This is a genomic window from Azospirillum sp. UFLA03-27, assembly GCF_059803775.1.
In genome coordinates this window covers 1-4,537 of the sequence record NZ_JAUQTX010000370.1, presented here as the reverse complement: position 1 = coordinate 4,537, position 4,537 = coordinate 1, and the positions used below count along the sequence as shown (strand labels likewise).

Genomic DNA, 4,537 nt, shown 5'->3' with positions numbered 1-4,537 from the left:
GCAGCGTCAGATGTGTATAAGAGACAGGGGTTAGGGTGGGGGCAAGGACCTACCGTCCCCCCGCACCGACCGGAACCGGCGTCAGCGCTCCGCCGCCAGCCAACACCCGCTCCGCCCGGCGGAAGCGGAAGACGCCGCGGCTGTTCAGGTTGTTGACGATCAGCGCGCCGATGGTCAGCCCGGCGCCGGCCAGCTCGACGTCGCCGAACGCCCGTCCCTGGGCCAGCCCGATGGCGAAGGCGGTGATCGGCACGAGGTTGATGAACAGCACCCCGTTCACCGGCCCCAGCAGCTTGATGCCGATGTTCCAGGAGAAGACCGCCAACACCGCCGCGATCAGCACCAGATAGGCGATCTCCGCCCGCACCGACCACACCGTCTCCAGCGACGGCACGGCGACGACCCCCGCCGCGGTGGCCAGCGCCGTCACGGCGGCGATGGTGACGGTGCCGAGCGCCACGCTGACCGTCGTGTAGCGCAGGGGCGACCAGCCCGGCACCGTGGCCGCGCCCAGCGTGTAGACGACCCAGCTCGCCGCCCCGCCGAGGATCAGCAGGTCGGGCAGCAGCGCGCCGCCGTCCAGCGCCGACAGGCTGCCCCGCGTCACCACCAGCGCCACCCCGGCCAGCGCCGCCGCGATGCACAAGAAGGTCACCCGGTTCGGGCGCACCCCCTTGATGGCCCAGGTCAGCAGCGCCGTGATCAGCGGCATCAGCGCCATGATGATCGCCCCATGCTCCGCCTTGGAATGGGCCAGCCCGACGAAGGCCAGGATGCTGAAGCCGGCGAAGCCCATGGAGCCGTAGAAGAACAGCTTGCCGCCGTGGCCCTCCGTCGCCAGCGCCCGCCAGCCTTCCACCCGGACCAGGATGCCGATCAGGATCAGCGAGGCGAAGCCGTAGCGCAGCAGCGTCAGGTAGAAGCCGTCGATGCTCGCCAGGGCCGCCTTGGCCACCGGGAACATGCCGCCCCAGGAGATGGCGGTCAGCGCCAGCAGCGCGATGCCCAGAAGCACGCCGTCCACCGTGCCGCCGGTCCGCGCCTTCGCCGCGGGCTTGCCGGTCGCCGGTTTGGCGGCCGCCTCACCGGCGCGGCCGGTGGCCTCCTCCAGCGCCGCCGCGCGGACCTTGCCGGACGGGCTGTAGGGAATCTGGTCGAGCGGTTCGAAGCGCGCCAGCGCGATCCGCTCGCGCCGCAGGATCTCGGCGGCGCGGGCCCGCACCTCGTCGGCGGCTCCAGCACCGGCGGATGCCTTCAGGACCACCGCGCAGTCCACCGCCACCGGCCCGGCCCCGGCCCGGCGCAGCAGCGCCACGTCCTCCACCCCGCGGATGTGGCGGATGGCGTTCTCCAGCGCGTAGAGGTTCACGCTGTCCGCCCCCTGCGAACGGTTGAGCAGGTAGAGCCGCCCGTCCTCGTCGAGATAGCCGGCCTCCGACGTGATCAGGTAGCGCTCCCCGTCGATCTGCACCCGGTTGGCCGGGGCGCCCAGATAGGTGTCCATGTTCATGTAGCTGGCGATGGCCACCGACCCGACGATGGCCGCCAGATCGGCGCGCGAGGCGGCGATTTCCTCGATACGGGACAGGGGAATCATGGTCGTCTCTCAGCGTGGGCGGTGTTCGATGGTGTAGATGAGGGCGCCGGCGGACCGGATCGCTTCGATCCGGCGCAGCGTGTCGCCGCCGATCTCCTCACCGGGGACGATGATCGGCACGCCCGGCGGGTAGGGGATGATGAAGGAGGTCGACACCCGCCGTTCACCGGCCTGATCCGCGTCGAAGGACAGCTCGCGCTGGATCGCGCGCAGGGCGTCGAGCAGGGCCGCCACCTCCTCCTCGTCGATGCTGATGTGCAGATTCAGCAGCAGCGAGGTCCGGGTGCAGCGGTTCACGTAGAGGCCGTGCCGGCTGTACAGCCGCTCCCGCAGTTCCGGCGCGTCGATGGGCAGGCCGGAAACCCTCAGGGACAGCTTGGTCGGGTCGATCGCGGCGTGGCCGGCGAAGGCGTCCGGCACCGCCGGGGCGTTGACCGAGAAGGCGCTCAGCGCCGGATCGCCGGCCACTGTCTCGCTCACCCGCCGGGCAAGCCGCAGGGAACGTTCGACCAGATCCCGCCCCTCCAGTTCCATCTGGGCGCGGGCGAGGTCGAGCGAGGCGAGGATCGGGTAGCTGGGGGAGGTGGTGTGATGGCGGTAGCGGCCGAGCCGCAGCCGTTCCGCCAGATCCGGATCGCCGCTGAAATGGATCAGCGACCCCTGGCGCAGCGCGCTCAGCGACTTGTGGGCGGAGTGGGTGGCGACGACCGTGAAGCGCTCCAGCGCCGGGTCGGCGGCGCGGGCGTGCAGCGCGGTGCGATCGCGCGTCGTCTCGTGGAAATAGCTCCAGGCGCCCCACGCCTCGTCCACGAAGACGGTGGTCAGCGACGGACTGGCCTCCGCCAGGGCGGTGAGGATGGCCTGGATGTCGTAGACGACGCCGTCGTAGGACTGGCCGTTCAGCACCAGAAGCTCGTAGGGCGCGCCCGCGCGCTCCGCCGCCGCGGCCTGCTCCAGAAGCGCGGGCAGGGACAGGGCGGCGCGTTCGGAATGCTCGCAGAAGACGCGCGGCTCGATGTAGTCCACCGCCGCGTGCTTATCGGACAGGGCGAAATGGATCGACTGGTGGGTGCCTTTGTCGGCCAGCACCCGGATGTCGGGGCGAGCGATCAGGGCCTCCAGTGCGATCAGGTTGGCGGTCGTCGTCCCGGCGGTGACGAACAGCGTGCCCGTCGCCCCGAAGGCGCGGGCCGCCAGCTCCTCCGCGCGGGCCAGCGAGCGGTGCGGGAAGAAGAAGCTGTCCAGAGGCGGGGCGGTGATCGTCGCCTCGCTGAACAGGCCGCGCCCGAACAGCGCGTCGTAAGTGCCGGAGAGGGCCGAATCGCGGATGGAGCCGCGCCGGCTGACCGGCAGCGCGTGGAACGAGGCCCGGGTGGTCCCGGCCGCCGCCAGCAGGGCGTCGGCGAGCGGGGTTTCCGGGATGGCCGGGGGCCCGGAGGCGGTCCGGGCGGCGGATTTTTGGGTTGGCGGGCGTTGGCCGGCAGGGTCTGACATTGGGAACTCGCTCGTGGTGGCGGCCTCCGCTGGGAAGGCGTCCGTGTGAAGCGCCGATCCTGCATGTTGTTTGAATATATTTACGCAGTGATATGATAGAGAATTCAGTCGAAGCCCCGATCCCTGTCCAATAAATAATTCCGAGCCTCAATATCGCCGAAATTGATGGATTGGCCGATCCATACGAATGCATTGTCAAGCAATGACGGAAATGAATCGATACCAGAAGTTTGCATAAATACTTGGTATGTTTGGTTTATTGATTGTTGCTGGTAAATGTAAAATATTATTAACGCGGCGAAATGACTGAATCTTGTGCAATGGAACTTACAGTGTCGTATAATGCGCGTCCCGACGGCCGTGCCGGGAGAGGGCAAGCCGGACGGCGGAGCGCTCATGGACCTGCACCATCTGAAGACCTTCGCGACCGTGGCGCGCGAGGGCAGCCTGACCCGAAGCGCGCAGATCCTGCTGCTCAGCCAGCCGGCGGTCAGCGGCCACATCAAGCTGCTGGAGGAGGAGCTTGGCACCGTGCTGTTCGAGCGCACGGCCAAGGGCATGCAGTTGACCCGCGCGGGGCTGATCCTGCTGGAGGAGGCGGAGCGCACGCTCGACGCCGCCAAGACGCTGGTCAACCGCGCCCGCGGCCTGCAGGGCGACGCCGCCGGGCCGCTCGCCCTGGGCATCGCCAGCGATCCGGCGGCGTTGCGGCTGGGGATGCTGCTGTCCACTCTGCTGGCGTCCCATCCGCGTCTGCGCCTGCGGGTGTCGCACCACCTGTCCGCCGACGTGGTGGATCAGGTGCAGGACGGGCGCTTGGACGCCGGCTTCGTTCCGGAGGAGCGGCCCGACCGGGTGCTGCGCCATCTGCCGGTGGCGCCGGTGCGGCTGCGTGTCGTCGGGCCGGCGGCTTGGCGGGACCGGCTGGCCGGGGCGGACTGGGGCGATCTGGCCGCTCTGCCCTGGGTCGGCACGCCGCCGCGCTGCAGCTTCCACCTGATCGCCGCGCGGGCCTTCGCCCGGAACGGCGTCGCCCCCGGCACGATCATCAAGGTCGACCAGGAAAGCGCCCTGAAGGGGCTGGTGACCGAAGGGCTGGGCCTCGCCCTGCTGCGCGAGGAGCAGGCGCTGGCGGCGGCGACAACGGGGGAGGTAGCGCTGTGGCCCGGCGAGGCCCTGCGCAGCCACCTCAATCTGATCCTGCCGCTGGACAAGGAGGGGGAGCCGGCGCTCCAGGCGCTGCGGGCGGCGGTGCGGGCCGTATGGCAGGAGCCCGTGTGGCAGGAGCCACCATGACCCGCGCCGGCCGCCCGATGCCCTCACCCCCAGGCGCGGCTGTCCTTGACGATCACGGCGAAGCGGTCGGCCAGGGCGGCGAGGTTGGCGCGGTGCAGCGCCTCGGCCGGGATCACGCCGCCGGCCCCGTCGGGAAGGTCGCGGGTGGCG

3 protein-coding genes are annotated in these 4,537 nt (G+C 70.1%); 1 reads left to right on the top strand and 2 read right to left on the bottom strand.

What is annotated here, in order from left to right:
• Window positions 1-49: 49 nt before the first annotated feature.
• Both Q4I23_RS30700 and Q4I23_RS30695 read right to left on the bottom strand, forming a co-directional pair.
• On the bottom strand, window positions 50-1,597 hold the full coding sequence (locus Q4I23_RS30700; protein WP_498528730.1) for an EamA family transporter: 1,548 nt from the start codon (window positions 1,595-1,597) through the stop codon (window positions 50-52).
• 9 nt (window positions 1,598-1,606) lie between these two features.
• Window positions 1,607-3,091, bottom strand: coding sequence for an aminotransferase class I/II-fold pyridoxal phosphate-dependent enzyme (locus Q4I23_RS30695; RefSeq protein ID WP_498528729.1), 1,485 nt, complete (start codon window positions 3,089-3,091; stop codon window positions 1,607-1,609).
• 342 nt (window positions 3,092-3,433) lie between these two features.
• On the opposite strand from Q4I23_RS30695, the gene Q4I23_RS30690 reads away from it, so the two are divergent.
• Window positions 3,434-4,387: a LysR family transcriptional regulator gene (locus Q4I23_RS30690; RefSeq protein ID WP_498528728.1), complete on the top strand. Its 954-nt coding sequence runs from the start codon at window positions 3,434-3,436 to the stop codon at window positions 4,385-4,387.
• Window positions 4,388-4,537: the final 150 nt, after the last annotated feature.